This is a genomic window from Methylomonas sp. BG-2, assembly GCF_057766305.1.
In genome coordinates this window covers 1-15698 of the sequence record NZ_JBYMAP010000094.1, presented here as the reverse complement: position 1 = coordinate 15698, position 15698 = coordinate 1, and the positions used below count along the sequence as shown (strand labels likewise).

13 protein-coding genes are annotated in these 15698 nt (G+C 51.9%); all 13 read right to left on the bottom strand.

What is annotated here, in order from left to right; genetic code table 11:
- A partial coding sequence (locus AC3B8H_RS10795; protein WP_488441589.1) for a pilin occupies nt 1-454 on the bottom strand: 454 nt, incomplete at its 3' end.
- 252 nt (nt 455-706) lie between these two features.
- Nucleotides 707-2497: an asparagine synthetase B family protein gene (locus tag AC3B8H_RS10790; protein ID WP_488441588.1), complete on the bottom strand. Its 1791-nt coding sequence runs from the start codon at nt 2495-2497 to the stop codon at nt 707-709.
- 9 nt (nt 2498-2506) lie between these two features.
- Entirely contained in the window at nt 2507-3856 is a 1350-nt protein-coding gene (locus tag AC3B8H_RS10785; protein ID WP_488441587.1) for a phenylacetate--CoA ligase family protein, read from the bottom strand.
- Nucleotides 3853-5061: a glycosyltransferase gene (locus AC3B8H_RS10780; protein ID WP_488441586.1), complete on the bottom strand. Its 1209-nt coding sequence runs from the start codon at nt 5059-5061 to the stop codon at nt 3853-3855. The genes AC3B8H_RS10785 and AC3B8H_RS10780 overlap by 4 nt, the downstream gene beginning before the upstream one ends.
- The gene (locus AC3B8H_RS10775) at nt 5048-6268 is read right to left on the bottom strand and encodes a TIGR04063 family PEP-CTERM/XrtA system glycosyltransferase (protein ID WP_488441585.1); all 1221 of its coding nucleotides are present in this window, start codon (nt 6266-6268) and stop codon (nt 5048-5050) included. Before AC3B8H_RS10775 ends, AC3B8H_RS10780 begins: the two co-directional genes overlap by 14 nt.
- A gap of 60 nt (nt 6269-6328) precedes the next feature.
- On the bottom strand, nt 6329-7408 hold the full coding sequence (locus AC3B8H_RS10770) for a nucleotidyltransferase domain-containing protein (RefSeq protein ID WP_488441584.1): 1080 nt from the start codon (nt 7406-7408) through the stop codon (nt 6329-6331).
- A complete protein-coding gene (locus AC3B8H_RS10765; protein WP_488441583.1) occupies nt 7405-8259 on the bottom strand; it encodes an HprK-related kinase A in 855 nt (284 codons plus the stop codon). Before AC3B8H_RS10765 ends, AC3B8H_RS10770 begins: the two co-directional genes overlap by 4 nt.
- Before the next feature lie 345 nt (nt 8260-8604).
- Nucleotides 8605-9441, bottom strand: a complete 837-nt coding sequence (locus AC3B8H_RS10760) for a hypothetical protein (protein WP_488441582.1) — start codon at nt 9439-9441, stop codon at nt 8605-8607.
- A 93-nt stretch (nt 9442-9534) separates the two neighbouring features.
- Nucleotides 9535-11424, bottom strand: a complete 1890-nt coding sequence (locus AC3B8H_RS10755) for an XrtA/PEP-CTERM system amidotransferase (protein WP_488441581.1) — start codon at nt 11422-11424, stop codon at nt 9535-9537.
- A gap of 21 nt (nt 11425-11445) precedes the next feature.
- Nucleotides 11446-12579, bottom strand: a complete 1134-nt coding sequence (locus AC3B8H_RS10750) for a TIGR03088 family PEP-CTERM/XrtA system glycosyltransferase (RefSeq protein ID WP_488441580.1) — start codon at nt 12577-12579, stop codon at nt 11446-11448.
- 8 nt (nt 12580-12587) lie between these two features.
- Complete coding sequence (locus tag AC3B8H_RS10745; RefSeq protein WP_488441579.1) at nt 12588-13778, bottom strand: TIGR03087 family PEP-CTERM/XrtA system glycosyltransferase; 1191 nt, start codon at nt 13776-13778, stop codon at nt 12588-12590.
- A gap of 3 nt (nt 13779-13781) precedes the next feature.
- Nucleotides 13782-14801 carry a FemAB family XrtA/PEP-CTERM system-associated protein gene (locus AC3B8H_RS10740; RefSeq protein ID WP_488441578.1) on the bottom strand — a complete coding sequence of 340 codons (1020 nt, stop codon included), beginning with the start codon at nt 14799-14801 and terminating at the stop codon, nt 13782-13784.
- A 2-nt stretch (nt 14802-14803) separates the two neighbouring features.
- On the bottom strand, nt 14804-15640 hold the full coding sequence (locus AC3B8H_RS10735) for an XrtA system polysaccharide deacetylase (RefSeq protein WP_488441577.1): 837 nt from the start codon (nt 15638-15640) through the stop codon (nt 14804-14806).
- Nucleotides 15641-15698 lie beyond the last annotated feature (58 nt).

The window sequence follows — 15698 nt, the reverse complement described above, 5'->3', positions numbered from 1 at the left end:
ATGTTTTAGGATGGTATTTTGAACTCAGCGACGAAGCTGACGTGCTGGTGTCAATAGACCATTGCATACCGGTACCCTGGTTGCAAGCCCCTCTGTAAGTCAATGTATCACCAGAAGAAACCGCAGTACCGATCTGCGTATACGTGATCACCACTGTAGCGGTACCTGACGTAGCAGAACTAATATTAACTGATTGAACGTATTTACCGTGAATTTGGGAGCTTGTGGACAAGCCGAAACTTAAATTGGTGGTACTTTCGGTACCCAAGGTGCCATCGCTACACGCCACACCGCCCGCGGTCAACGCTGGGGATGCCAAACTTGGACCTTCGGACACTTTGGATCTGACCGTGTAGTCTTGATAAGCCGGAATCGCGATAGCGGCCAAAATACCGATGATCGCAACGACGATCATCAGTTCGATCAAGGTAAAACCTTGTTGTGCTTTACGCATTTGAGTGTTCATAGCGGTATCTCTCTGTTTGAATTAATAACGAACGCAATAGCTAATACAAGACTTATGCCAGAACGGAATTTTGAGAGCGCAAAACACCTAGCAATACTTAATAAAATAATTTCAATAGGTTAACAACAACTCCGTCCTCGACCGTCCAGCCAACCAGCAACCTACATAAAATCGGCAAGCCTTACTCCATCGTTCAAAGTCGAAAACTGACGTTTTTTGTCACTGGTTTCACCGCGAGCATCACGCATTTTGTTTGCCGGCGAACCACAGCTCCAACATCATCAAAATCCAGATCAGTTCGCCGTAGTAAGCCGCGTGTATGCTTTGATGCATCGCAATGGCATGATCGAGGAATTCCGGCTTGAAATAACCGCGCTTCTTCAATGCATTGATCGCATCGTAAGCCAAATCCTTCAGCGGTTGATGGTCCTTCAGCCAGATGCCGAACGGCAGGCCGAAGCCGTGCTTGGGTTTGTTGATGATCGCGCCCGGCAGAAAATCGGCCATCGCCTGCTTGTAAAACCAACGCAATTTTTGGCCGCGCAATTTGGCCGTGGACGGTATTTGGCAGGACAGCTCGACGATGCGGCTATCCAACAGCGGATAGCACACTTCAACGCCAGCCAGTTCGCACATCCGGTTGACCTTGACCAAATCGTTGTCGTGCAGCGTGGCTTTCCAGTCCATATACAGCATTCTGTTCAAGGTGCTGGCCCGCTCCGGGCGCCAATAATTGTCCCGTAACAGTTGCAGCGGCTCCGCGGTATCGATTTGCGCCAGAAAATCGCCGACAAAAATATCGGTAGCGGCATGACGGTGCAAAAAGTTGTAATCCTGCAATCGATCCGGCATCGCAGCCTTGGCTTGCTCGATATAGCGTTTGGCCTTGAACGGCAATTTACTATTCGCCAATCCAGCCGGCAATCCATTCAACAACCCTTCCAAGCCGGCGCCGACCGATTTTGGCAGCCGATGGTAATGCTCGAACAACATCTGCTTGGCGTAGCGCTCGTTGCCGGCGAAGATCTCATCGCCGCCGTCGCCGGCCAACAAGCGCTTGATGCCGTTGTCCTTGGCCAACTTCGCGCAGTAGTAGGCGGCCAACGCTGAAGAGTTGCCGAACGGCTCATCGTAATACGCGGCAATCATCGGGACGGCATTGACGGTGTCTTCCGGCGTCACGTAATACTCGTGCTGGCGGGTATTGAAATGTTTGACCGCCATGTTGGCGTACTCGATTTCGTTGTAACCCTCGACCGGAAAACCCATCGAAAAGGTCTTGGCCTTTCCAGGAAACACCTTGGCCAACGCGCCGGCCACGCAGGAACTATCCAGGCCGCCACTTAAAAATGCGCCGGTATCGTCTTCGCTAGCGACCATGCCTCGCACGGTATCGATCAAACCGGATTTCAAGTCCTCGCCGGCCCGCCGTAAATCGAGCGCGGACTCATTGAACGTCGGCAACCAATAACGCCGCAGTTCCAGTTTGCCGTCTTCGAAACTCAATTGCTGGCCGCCTTCCAACTTCTTAACCTGGGTGTAGATCGTGTTGGGGCTGGGGCAGTGGTGGTAATAGACGTAATCGTAAATAGCCTGCGCCGAAATTTCGTTTTCGACCGCCGGATGGCGAACCACGAAATCGGCACTGGAACCAAACACGATCGCGGAATCGGTAACCGCGTAATAAACCTGACTCAAGCCGATCGGATCCATGGCTGCCAACAACAAACGGCGGGCACTGTCGATCAGAACCACGCCGTCGCAGGGGTGATTACCATCGAATAACCCGACGCCGTGCCGCCGATACCACGCCAAGACTTCCCGCAAATACGCTGGAGAAGCCGTCGCCTTCAAAGCGCACAACAAGATGCCATCTTCTCGAAGCAGCACCGGCAATTGACTGGCCAAGCCGAAATGACCGTCGTATTGAAAATCGAAAGCCGACCCGGCCGGGCCGACCAACTCCATCAGACTCGCGACAGCGCTTTCGTTCCAGGGCGCGCTGCCCACCCATCCCGCGAATTTTGTCATGTTGCTTGATTAAGGCTTGACGTGGCTGATAACGTACCGGAATTTACCGGAACGTTCCTTGGGTATGTAATCGGTATATTCGATCGCGACATTGACCGTTTCGCCCAATCGCTTTTTAAATTCAGTGACGATGCGCTGTTCGGATTCGGCTCGGTAGGCGTCGGTCTTGACAATTTGCACGCTGGTCTTATCCAGACTGTCTTGCGTAATCTTAAAGGCATCCACACCTTCTAAATCGCGCAACACGTAAATCAAGGCCAGACCGTGCAGCACGGTGCCGTCCCGCGCCACCACGAAGTCGGTGGTGCGTCCTTGTATATCCTCGAGCAACGGCAACCCCCGACCGCAAATGCAAGTTTTGTCCGACAGGATACCCATGTCGCCGGTGCGGTAGCGGAGAAACGGAAAATCGCGCGTCGCCAAATGGGTAACGACGATTTCGCCCAGCTCGCCATTGGGTAGCGGCTTGCCTTGTTTGTCGACAATCTCGACGATGATGTCTTCCGCAGTGATGTGCATCGCGCCTTCGGGACATTGGTGGGCGATGAAACCGGCATCGCGGCCGCCGTAACCGTTGGCAACCGGGCAACCGAAAACTGTTTGGATTTTGTCGCGCTGATAATCGTACAAGCGCTCGGAGGTGACGAACGCCACCTTGATGCCCAAATCGTTCATTGCCACACCGTGCTTTTCCGCGTGGCTGGCGATATGCGCCAACGCCGACGGATAGCCGAACAGCATTTTCGGCCGGATTTGCCGTATCCTGGCTACGAAGCCGTCCAGCTTTTCTTGAGACATCTCGAAAGCCGGTATTAAATGGGTCCGCAACAACTTGTCGCGAATCAGCCGAATTTTATCCTGTGCGCCCAACTCGATCGGCGAACCCCATATCACCGCTTCCGGATCGCCAATATCGACACCCCACCAACGGGTGGCTCGCCATTTGGCGGCCACGTCGTGACTGACCCGCCGATGACCGATATAAAAAATCAACGGCTCGCCGCTCGACCCACCGGTATTGAAGCGAGCCAAACCCTCGGCATCATCCGCGCGCATCGCATTTAAATTGGCGCGTATCGCCGGTTTGTCCAACAAGGGCAGGCGAGCTAAATCCTCTAAATTGGCGACTTGCGCAGGATTGAAGTTTAGCTCCGCGAACAATGCCCGGTAATAAGGCACATGCTGACCAATATCGGTTAGAAATCTCGTCAAATCCTTGACCTGAGCTTGGCGAATTTCGTCCACGCCCAACCACTGGCTACGCTCCATTGCCTTACGCACCCTAACGGTACTGTGTTTTTTTAGCGCTTCGTGTAGTGGAAACAGCAGGGAGGCGCACAGCGAGGTGTAAAGGCTCATGATCGATTTACCAATTGGTTGAATTCCGCCACCAGTGCGGCGACGCGTTGATCCCAGGCATTATTGGCGGCATGGCTCAGAATCGCGTTGAGGTCCCAATCGCGCCCTAGCGCGGCATCGAGTGCCTCCAGCAAGGCATCGCGATCGCCGAACGGTACCACCTGACCCAAACTCCGGTCGCAAACCACCTCGCGATTGCCGCCAACATCGGTGGTTACAATCGGCAAACCGCAAGCCATTGCTTCCAAGAACACATTGGCCCAACCTTCGTTAGCCGTTGCCAACACAAAAACGTCGGCGGCGGCCAGAGCCTCCTTCAACGCGACCGTGGGCATCGCGCCGAGGAAGCGTACCTGTTCAGCCAGCCCCAATTCGGCGACTTGTTTCTGCAAACGCTCGCGGATATTGCCCTCGGGACTGCCGCCGCCAACGATGAGATAGCGTAGCCTCGGATATTTTGCCAGCAACGCCGGCAATATTTCGATGACTCGGTGAAACCCTTTGCGATCAACCAAGCCGCCCACTGAAATCAGCACCGGGGCATCGGCATCAATTTGAAAATTCTCGCGGGCCGCGATTTTATCCAGCGGATAGAACACGCTCGTGTCAACGCCGTTCCCCACCACCAAAATTTTCTCGGCTTCGGCGCCGATGTCAACGACGTGTCGTTTAAGTGATTCGGACACCGAGAACACCCGACTGGCACTACGAAGCGCGGCCAACAGACGCACGCGCCGACTGGGGATTTTGGACAACGGAACTTCGGTGCCACGTAGCGTGATCGTAACCGGGACCTTGAAGCAACGGCCCAGCCATCCTGCCGCGTAGCCGTCGGGATAGGCAAAGTGCGCATCGATCAGATTAAATCCAAAGTTGCGGGACAAGCGGTATAAGGTCGGATAACTGCCCAGCGCCATCATCAGGCCATCCCACCGGCGGCCTAAGCCCGGCAAGGACAAAAACCTCGGAAAATAGACGTCGATACCGTCCTGGCGCTCGCAAGCGGCCGGTTGTGGACGATAATCGGGCTTGAATTTACGGATCAAACCCTGGAACGGGAACCAGGGTACCGGCGCGACCACCACCAGCGCGCAGTGCGTTGCGACCCTGCGCATGCGCTCGCGGACAAAAACACCAGCATTCGGACGCACCTGACTGGGGTAGAGACTGCTGAAAACCACCAGTCTGGGTTCAGTCCGCGCCATGCCCATCCCGCATCAATCCGGCGTACACGGCTCGATAACGAGCCACGCTGGTTTGCCAGTTGCGGATTTGTTCGACATAGTGCCGACCGGCCCGGCGAATGTCATCCCAATGCGATCGGTCGGCCAAGGCTTCCAAAACGGTCGAGGCCAAGGCTGCTTGGTCGCCAGCGCTAAACAAATAGCCGGTCCGCCGATCTTCGATCAATTCGTGATGGCCGCCGACGTCGGAGGCGACCAACAAACGACCTTGCGCCATTGCTTCCAGCGGTTTCAAGGGCGTAACCAGATCGGTCAGTCGCATCGATAATCTGGGATAGACGAAAATGTCGACCAAATTGTAGTACCGTTGCACCTGATCATGCGGGACCCGCCCCGGCATCACGACCCAGTCGGCCAGTCCCAAAGCTTGAATTTTCTGTTCGATCTCTGCCTGTTGCGGACCGCCGCCAACCAACAGCAACCGGACCTCCGGCCGCTGCCGGACAATCTCCGGCAAAGCATCCAGTAACAGCAACAAACCCTCGTACGCATAAAACGAACCGATGAATCCGAGTACGATTTTTCCAGTCAGGCCAAGTTGATCAAGTAGCGCCGGCTCGGCGGCATCGCCGAAACTGAATTTTTCGATATCGACCGCATTGGGAATCACGGTAATTTTTTCGGCCGAAATACCTCGTCCGATAATGTCGTTGCGGAGTCCTTCGCAAATCGTCGTCACTGCACTGGCATTCTGAAACACATATGTTTCCAGCGCTTTGGTAACTCGATAGCGCAAACTGCCTTCCTCGGTCGTACCGTGATCGACGGCGGCGTCTTCCCAAAATGCCCGGCATTCGTATACCAACGGCAATCGATATTTTTTCGCCATTTTCAAAGCCGCCATGCCGTTTAGTGCCGGAGAATGGGCATGTAGGATATCAGGTCGAATTTCTGGAATAATCTCGTCCAATCTCCGCGTCAGAGTCTGGACGATAGCCCATTGGTTTATAACCGGCAATTTTGCCAGTAACCCATGCGGCTGGGGGGAGCGATAAAAATCCAAGCCATCCACCGTCTCGAAATCGCTACCGGGAGCCAGATGCTTGGCGGACGTGACATGAAAAGTGCGCCAACCCAGCTTGCGCTGCTGTTCGAGTATCGCTCGGGTGCGAAAGGTGTAGCCGCTGTGTAGCGGAATAGAGTGGTCCAGGATATGTAAGATTTTCATGTCGAGAAGGTTTTCGTTTAAGACTATCAAGCCGACTCGCCATGAAATGAAAGCACAGACTCAGTGCTTCTCTTTGCCGGTTAGGCGCATCCAGGCCTTGATAGTCAAATGGGGCAATAGCAAATACCACGGCATTTTTAGCCAGTGCGCCCGCAAAAACAAAACGTTACGGGCCAAACCTGTCCAACGGTCTGTGCAACTTGGATGAACCGGCATCAACGCGCGAATGAACAAGAAATCCATCACCGCCATTCTTGCCTTTGCGGGCATCAGCTCTTGAATTTGCCGATGTACTTCGTCCGCCAGCGGTGTACCGAGTATTGTAGTCGAGTAACGCAATGCGTAAAGGACCGGCCTCGTCAGCCCCAACTCGGAAGAACGCGAAATCAGTCGGGCCTGCTCTTCACCCAGCCCGCGAATCAGCGCGTCTAAATCGACCAAGTCGCGTAAACCGTGTTCCAATTCACCGTCATAGAACAGATGAACCGCGCTATGTATCACTTGATCGACAGGGGACAATACCGCCAATCCATCGAATTTCTCCAGCGCACGCGCGTCGGCTAATAGTAGTCCGGCATCGGGACAATCCTTACACGTTATCGGCAGTATATTGTGGTGCAGGTCAATGACACTGCCCCTGGACAGGTGCCTAATCGGCGGAATTTCATGCATCCAACGCCGGTAATAGCGTTCATTGTAAGCGCCATTCTGCCCACCCAGCCAACCGTGTATCATCAGACGCTTCTCGGCGGAGCCTATGTTTTCATGGGGAACGAGTAGATCAATGTCTGAAAAGACTCTACCTCTCGCGGCGGGGTGTTCAGCCACTACATATGCGGCGCCTTTCAACAAGATTAAAGGAAACCCCAGCTGCCGGGCTACTTTCTGTAACTGGCGTATTTCCCAAAACAGGTCACTGCTTTGTTTTTCGGAAAAACATTTTGCGGAGATCAGATGCCGCTGAGCGGCTTCCGGAATCTTGTCCAGTCCGCCACGACCTTCCACCCAATGAACCAGCTTAGCCAGTAGCATGGAGGCACGCGCCTGCCTGACTAATAATCCCCATTCGGATAAGGACAATTCGGCAAAAGACACCTGATTGTTGATTACCTTGACCAACAAGGGCCATTCAAAACTCATTCGGCAACCTTAAGTTGGTCGAAAATTTGAACAGCATCCTCTAGGCTGCTATAGCGTAACTGGTAGCAGTTAGCCCGATCCAATACGTTGCGCAAAGCGTAAAATCCCGCGTCTCCTAACCGACTAAAATTAAAGGCATTATCCGCAACATCAATAAAAGTTAAGGACTTTGGCTTTGGCGTAAACTCGGTCGCGGCGCCGGCTTCATATTTTGGAAAAATGATCCAAGCAATCGGACAGGACGTGCCCTGTCGCCTGACGCTCATTTCGGGTGGCTTAAGGTGACAAACAGTGCCTTTGGCGGTATCCGTCGACAATGGGCCGAACTTGAGATCCGGATAACGTTTGGCGACAATTTCAATGGACTGGTTCTTTAAGCTAACGGGACGGGGGAAGGGTTGCACGCGGAAAGTCACCGGGTCAACCAACGTCAATTCGTCCGATAACAACCGCCAGCCTTCTTGTATCAAAGTAGCGGTCAATGTACTTTTTCCGGATCCCGGCGGTGCAGGCAACACAACCGCGTAGCCACCTTTCTCTATAACAGCGGCATGAATTATTAAAAAAGTATTAATTTGACTGGATACACACCAATTCATCCCCCATTCGATCAAAGCCGGGGCATGTTGTAGCGGCAAAGGATTGAAGGGCGCATAGCTGTCGAAATGGAATTCGGCGACTTTCCTGATCGACCTAGGCCAATTGTGCCCAGAAGCAACCGATACCGGGAAATCAACGAACACACCACTATCCAAAACTTCGAAATCGGCATACAAAATCGAAAGACTTTTGGCTACTGAAGCCAATTTGGTTGTGATGGAAAAGCAAAACGGGCCGAGCTGCAAATTCAAACCAGTATTTCGCAATCGGCTACGAATCTCCCGGAAGGGCAAATGCTGTAATCTCAATTTACCGGCTCAATCAGTTCTTTTTGGGACAGTACCTGTATCAGGCTTTCCAAATATCCTGATTTGTCGTGAGAGTTATCCGATAAGTCGAGATTTCCAATGAGGCCTTCAAGCATCGATTGGTTAAAAGGCTCAGGTAGAAAACATCGCTGAATCAGTATTAACGGGACCGATTCAAACACAAACGTAGTCCCTGAATTGCGATGATAAATCACAACACCATCACCCCAATCCACGCAATAGGCTTCTCCAACTACTCGCCAGAGCATAAAGCCTGAAGACCGCTACTTATGCCGTACAACCGTCGGCGATCAAGTGATGACAAAAATCGACGATATCCTGGGCCGAACAATCCACCGCACCAATTTTATACTTGCCTCCGGTCTTCACCGCCCGAAAACAGGCTTGCACATCAGAGATCGAGCTCCCAACCACATGTTTGCCATCGCAGGCATTGACAAACAACCAAGCCATGCAGTTATCCAACCCTATATCAGCCCCTTGATCCAATTCCTTTATGCAATCACTTAAAGTTTTATTGGCACTAGAGGTAGGCCCCAACGCGGTATCACTGAAAATGTAGTATCCATAGCTGGATTCGTTGCGCTTTAGGGTAGCGTAATCATTTTGTCCGTTGGATCGTAATTCACTCTTCGTTTTCGGTGCTTGAGTGCTTCTACTCCACACGGCACTTGAATTCCATTGCCCCTTTTGGGTGTCGGTAGGATTTGAGGTCCAAGAATTTGTCGCAGTTCTATCCCGACGACATCCTGCCCCCCCTTCCAGAGTTGCGCCTGTTTCATGTTTACTCGAATGCGGTTTACATTTGGCAAGGGGCCACTGGCTTGGATTGTCGCAATAATGTTTCGGGGGACGCGGCCCCGGGTTGGTGATAATGTTACCGGAGTACGCGGTTTTATCCGGACCTATTGAATGGAACCCAGAAATAGTACATTCATCAACGCCACCAGTACCGCCCCCCCATGCTGGACGATTAGCCAAGGTTAGGATGACAGGAACCACAACTCCGGTTTTAGCAAATTTTCTTCTAGATTGATCAATGACTTGCTTGTCCTCTTGCAGTTGATCGCTCTTGATCAGGCTGTCATCTTCTTCGAATCGCATAATACACCGCCACTTAGAAAAACTTGAATTGGGTCACACTCTAGCAAATCAATCAATTAATGTCTATTGCCCGCTCGTACAGGTTTACTAGCATCAAAAGCCAGCATTTCTAAGAAACGCCTCAAACATAAGCAGCGACCAAATCGCCGCGCTGTAATCCCGCAAACCAGCTTGGTGTTGGGTCACCATATGCTCCAAGTAAGAACGATTAAACCAACCCGTATTCTCAAGCACTTTTCCGAGCAACGCTTCCCGCACACGCTCCTTCAAAGGCCCTCTGAACCAACTGCTTAATGGCACGGAAAAACCCATTTTAGGCCGATATAGAATATCGTTAGGCAGATAGGACTCTAGTGACTTTTTAAACAAATACTTCCCTTCTCGACCGTTGAGTTTATAGTCCGGCGGCAATTTCGCCATCCACTCCACCAGCTTGTAATCCAGCAACGGAACTCTGACTTCCAAAGCGTGGGCCATGCTTGCTCTGTCGACTTTGGTCAGGATATCTCCGGCTAAGTAGGTCTTCAGATCCAAGTATTGGACCATGGACAAAGGGTCGGCCGGTGCTTTTTCTCGATATCGAAGAAATACTTCGATTGCGCCGTAGCCTTGCAATTCCTTCCGCAATTGCTCACTAAATAGTTGCTGACGCATGCCATTCGACAACACCGATATGCTATGAAAATAGCCCGCCATCGAATCTCGGCCTATAGATTCCAACGTGGTTTTTGCTCTGAATATCTTCGGCGCCCAGTCGAGTTTTGGGTAAACCCGACCCAAGGTCGAAAATAAAGGCATTCGCAAACCGTCAGGCAATAAAGAGCGCATTCGCTCCTCATAGGTGTGCCAGCGATAGCGACGATAACCCGCTAAATTTTCGTCGCCACCATCCCCTGACAACACGACCGTTACTTGTTTTTTTGCCAATTCGCAGACCCGATAAGTGGGCAATGCCGAACTGTCGGCATAGGGTTCGTCATACAAACCGGATAGGCAATCGATCAGACCGAAATCATCGGGATCGACTTGCTCAACCCGATGAGCAGTGTGATAACGACTGGCAACTTGAGCCGCGAATTGCGATTCGTTAAATTTCGGATCGCCGAACGAAATTGAGCACGTGTTAACCGGGTCATCAGACAATCCAGCCATTAAAGCCACGACCGCACTGGAATCAACGCCTCCAGACAGGAACGCTCCCAAAGGCACATCGGCCATCATCCGGATTTTAACCGCCTCCCGTAACCGCTCTATCAACTCTTCGCCGGCAGCTGCCACGCTGCCGAAGTTACCTGAGTCGAATGCCACATCCCAATATTGCCGAGGCGTAATCCGTGCGTCTCCGCGCCGGATAGCCAGACAATACCCTGGCTCCAATTTATAGACATCCTGATAAATTGTTTTAGGGTCGGGCACGTAACCGAAACCGAAATAGTCCTCGACCGCCGTCGGATCAATCCGGGTTGGCAGCAACGGATGTTGCTTTAGCGCCTTTAATTCTGAACCGAATATAAAATGCCCGTTGGCCAATAGCGAGTAGTACAATGGCTTGACGCCTAACCGATCACGCGCAAGGAATAGCGTTTGCTGCGGTCTGTCCCACAATGCAAACGCAAACATACCCCGCAATCGGTCAACGCAAGATTCTCCCCAAGCTTGCCAAGCGTAGAGTATCACCTCGGTATCGCAGTGCGTTCTGAAGCGGTAGCCCAAGGCTTCCAACTCGTTACGCAGCTCGGGAAAGTTATATACTTCTCCGTTGTAGGTTAGGACGACATTACTATCGGCACTGTGCATCGGTTGCTGACCGCTGGACAAATCAATGATCGACAAACGACGATGCCCAAATCCCAAGCCAGGTTCGCTATGCAAACCACCCTCGTCAGGTCCGCGATGAAACTGGGATTCGTTCATTTTCGACAACAATCCGCAGTCAATTTCCCCGCTGCCTTGCATATCGAATATCCCCACGATGCCACACATATTGTTATTCTCCGGCGCTATTTATCGCTCGTCATAAACCTGTTGGTAGCGAGCCACCATATTATCGATCGAAAATCCCTGGCGGATTCGCTCCAACCCGGCCTCCCCAAAACGGCGACGTTTGCCGGAATCGGCAACCCACTCCGCTAACACCCTTGCCATAGCCTCGGGATTTTCCTTTTCGACCAGTATCCCAGTCTCTCCTGCCACGATCAGCTCGGGATTGCCCCCAACCCTGGTCGCCAACACCGGAAGCCCAGTTGCCATCGCCTCCAGTATAGTATTGGATATACCTTCGGCCTTGGACGGCAGCACAAAAATATCCAGGCAACGCAAAATATCGGGTATGTCATCACGATCACCAGGCATCCAAGCTTGATCTAGCAAACCGGCACCCTTCAAAAGACCGGCACTCTCCGAACGTAAAGGCCCATCACCGATCAACCAGAGCCTAGCCACTCCGGCAAAGTCTGGATAAAGTTGGCAAGCACAAATAAACGCTTTGACTAATGTCAACTGATCCTTTACCCCGTGCATACGCCCCACCGCACCGATGACGACTTTGCCGGACAAAGGCATGTCGCAGCGGATTGGCTCCACTCGGTCGCACTCGCGAGGATAAAACCGGTTTGTGTCAACGCCGTTACAAATGCGAGTGATTTTAGCCGCCGGGATTTTGACCTTTTCCTGCAAATAATCCTGCAAATGTTTGGATAACGGAATGAACCGATGAATGATCAACCCTAACCCACGCCGCAAGCGCTGATATCTGACGTTATTGCCGTCCGGGTCAAACACGTCCCAGCCATGCTCTCCATGAACCCGGTAGGGCACTCGAGCCAACCAAGCGCAAACCTGATATTCAATAGCACCAAGGTTTCGAGTATGCACAACGGCGGGTTTCCAAGCCTTTAACAACTTATAAACCTTGTTAAAGGACGCCCAGTCTTGACCTGGTTGCTTATGTAATTGCTGGACGACGACATCGGACCGTTGGATACGTTGGACAAAATCGGTCGCGTCGGTCAAACAAATGATCGCATGCCGATAACGCTCCTTCGGCATCTTGTTGATGATGTTAACTAAGCCATTTTCCAAACCACCGATACCAAGTCGGTAAATGATATGCACAACCAACGGCGTGGCTCGATCCATAATCCAACCTAACCGGCGATTAAAGCCAGCAGTTTGTCGGCACTCGCGGACCAGCCGAATTGATGCTCGACAAACCGGCGGTTGCTTTCGGCGTCAACAGTAGACTGCTGCAGATACGAAACAACCCGTTCGGCAAACTGATTCGGTTCGTCGGCGACGGCGAGCTGTAACGCTTGCCCCGTGGGTATGCCTTCCATTGCCGCAGAAGTGGCGACCACCGGTCTGGCCATCGCCATCGCTTCCAATACCTTGTTCTGTATGCCGCGAGCGATGCGTAGCGGCGCGACGATTAAACGGCCGTGAGCAATATACGGTCGTACATCGTCGACCTTACCGGTAACGACTACCGCTGAATCATTTTCCGATAGTTGCAACACTTCCTTGGCCGGCTTGGAGCCCACTATATAAAACGCAGCTTGCGGGCATTGGCGCTTGACCACCGGGAATGCAGTCTCGGCAAACCACTTGACCGCATCGACGTTTGCCCAATAATCCATGGCTCCGGTGAACACAATAGGCGTTTGTCCGCTCGGAAACGGCGAATCACCAGCGACTTTCGGATCAAAACGATCAGTATCGACACCGTTATTTACAAAATCGATCTTATCTTTCTCAAGCGGCGCCAGGGTTTTAAACAACGCGGCTTCCTGTTCCGAAACAAATATCGTCTTGGCCGCCCGGCTGGCAATTCGTGTTTCATAACTTAACAAAGTCCGGGCTTCGCGGCGATAGATCCAAGCGGCCGGCCAGCTTTTACTTTTGGCATATTGGCTCCACTTATCGGAATCGACATCCACGAAATCCGCGACGACCCTTAGCGCCGGGTAACGCTCGACGTACTGAGCCATCGGCGACGAGAAAATCAGCGCGCGGTCTATACCTTCGTTAGTTATTACCCGATCGACCCAACGACGCAATGAGGCGTTTCGATAATACGGCAGACTCAATGCCTCGCCGCCGAATAGGCCACGCGCACTTTTTAGCTTATTGAGTCCGGGTGACAATTCAACACAACAGACATCCCGACAGTATGGCTTCAGAGCTTCTATATACTGGAGGTCATCAGGATCATCCACGAATGTGCCGAGGAATATCTCGTAACGCTTGGCCAAGGCCTCCATAAAATGAAACGAGCGAATCTTGTCGCCCTTGTTGGGTGGAAACGGGATCCGATGCACCAAATATAACAGCTTAGGCACGAACTATCCCAAATCCTTGGCCAGCCATGGCCCCAAAACCTGACTGATAGGCAGCGGCAGCTTCTTCCAGGCAGCAATAAACAACCGGTACTTGGGGTTCAGCGGATTGATGTCCGGAATTTGTTCCGCCTTCACCAAATCGATTTCGTAATAGAGCGGCTCAGGTTCGAAGCCCCAGTGCTTCTTGAAGCGGTAAGAGCCGGTATCGACCTTGCTGCGCCCGTAATCGAACACACGGCACCCCCTATCCACCGCCCGCCGCATGACCTCCCAATACATGAAATCATTCGCTTTTAGGTCCCGGGCGGCTTCGGTACCGCCACCGTAATAAGGCAAAACCTCATCCTTGAAATAAAAATTCATTACGCTAGCGACTAAACGGCCTTCGTGCTCGATCGACAATATCTCGCAATCGTTACCGAACGCGTCTTTCAACGCTTTAAAAAAATGCTTCGGAAACACGGGCGTTCCCAAATTTCTGACACTTTCGGAATACGCTCGAAACAATCGATCCACATCGTTATCAACTACACCGACCAAACCCGCTTTGATACCCGCTCTGACCATCGCGCGTTGTTTTCTGGGAATAGCATTCAAGTTTTTTTCGTGGTCGGCATCGAGTGTTTTGCGAAAAGTAACGTACAACGCTTTATGTGGCCAGTCTGGATGCTTCTGAACGCGATTTCTCAATTCGAGACAATCAACGCCCAAGGTTCTGGCCAGTTGACTGGCTTGCGCCTGTAAGGCGCGGAACGCTTCGTCGTTGCTGGCGACAATTCCGCCATATACGCAAAACGCATTCGAAACCAATGTGTTTCCAAACAAAAAACTGTTGATGTGCGTCAGCGGAAGAATTCCGACAATTTCGCCGTCCTGCTCGGCATAGTAGTAATAGGTGTCATGGCCGAAAGCATCCGAAATGACGCGCTGCCAAGCCGCCAAATGGAAAAAAGTGGCGTCGGCCGCGGCCATCACGTAAGCGTCCCAACGTTGCGCTTGCGAGGGCTCGAGTAATTTGATCATGGCTATGGTCTGGGCTTCACGGATTCCGGTAAGAATACCTTTTGCATGGTATTCCATTCAAAGTCACCCAACAGCCTTTTAAGCCGATCAGCAACCTTATCAAGATTAAGATAGTGGCGAAACTGCGCTTTCGCGGAAAGATTTGTCTGCCGTGGCTGCTCCGGATCGATTTCCCAAGGATGAAAATAAAAAATTCCCGGTTTCATTTCGGTATTGTTGAGGCGCCGATAGGCCCATTTCGACACGGCATAGGGATACAAACGGAAAAAACCGCCACCGCCACAGGGCCAATTCCGATCCAATATCCGCAACGTGGTTATCGGTATTTCCAATAAACCCGGTGCATTCCCGGGTCGGTACGCAAATCGCGGCGCATCTGGCATGCCATATAGATCATGTTTAACAGGATAAATACTGGAACTATAAACAAAACCTTCATCCTGCAATATTTCCAAGGCCCAAAGATTTTTCGCTCCAATCGAATAACTCGCCGCTCGATAACCGACGACCTCTCGCCCCGCCAAGTCTTCCAGAATTTGCTTGCTAACCCGAATGTCTTCGCGAAATTGCTCTGGAGACTGCTGCGTAACTCTAACGTGCCGATAGCCGTGACAGGCCAACTCATGCCCCTCTTCGACGATACGGCGTATTAAATTGGGGTAGCGCTCCGCAACCCATCCCAAAGTAAAAAAGGTGGCTTTTACTCTATATGCGTCAAAAATATCCAGAATCCGTTGAGTATTGGCTTCCACCCGGTGCGGCAAGGCATCCCACTCGGATCTGGAAATATAGGGCTCGAATGCGGAAACTTGAAAATAGTCTTCCACATCCACCGTCATCGCGTTAACAATAAGCTGGGACTTCACATACCCCCCTTAGCAATACCGCTGCAACAAG